The sequence below is a fragment of the Mesorhizobium sp. M7A.F.Ca.CA.002.04.1.1 genome, from assembly GCF_004022805.1.
Lineage (GTDB): Bacteria > Pseudomonadota > Alphaproteobacteria > Rhizobiales > Rhizobiaceae > Mesorhizobium > Mesorhizobium ciceri.
In genome coordinates this window covers 1-485 of record NZ_RZPL01001303.1, presented here as the reverse complement: position 1 = coordinate 485, position 485 = coordinate 1, and the positions used below count along the sequence as shown (strand labels likewise).

Annotated in this window: 1 protein-coding gene; it reads left to right on the top strand. The window is 65.8% G+C overall.

All coding sequences use genetic code 11. From position 1 onward, the window contains the following. The coding region (gene recO, locus ENZ75_RS33910) for a DNA repair protein RecO (protein ID WP_128278700.1) at positions 1–485 on the top strand (485 nt) is incomplete at both ends.

Here is a 485-nt window from a genome sequence, read left to right as displayed (position 1 = left end):
GTGCTGACGCGAGCGCATGGCCGTCATCTCGGCCTTGTTCGCGGCGGCCGTTCGCGCAAACAGCAGCCCGTCCTCCAGCCCGGCAATCGCGTCGACCTGTTGTGGCGTGCGCGCCTTGATGAACATCTCGGCACGTTCCAGGCCGAAGCGATCGAGATGAATGCTGCCCGGTTGATGGACAGCGCCGTCGCCGTCTACGGCTTGCAGACCATGGCCGCGCATCTGCGCCTGCTGCCCGAGCGCGACGCGCATGAAGGTCTCTACGAAACGCTTGCCGTGATGATCGTCCATCTCGACGACGCCGACGTTGCCGGAGAACTGGTGGCGCGCTTCGAGCTTCTGGTGCTGGACGAACTCGGCTTCGGCCTCGATCTCAGCCAATGCGCCGCCACCGGCACGCGACAGGACCTGGCCTATGTTTCGCCGAAGTCGGGACGCGCGGTATCGCGCGAAGCCGGTTTGCCATGGCGCGACAGGATGCTGGC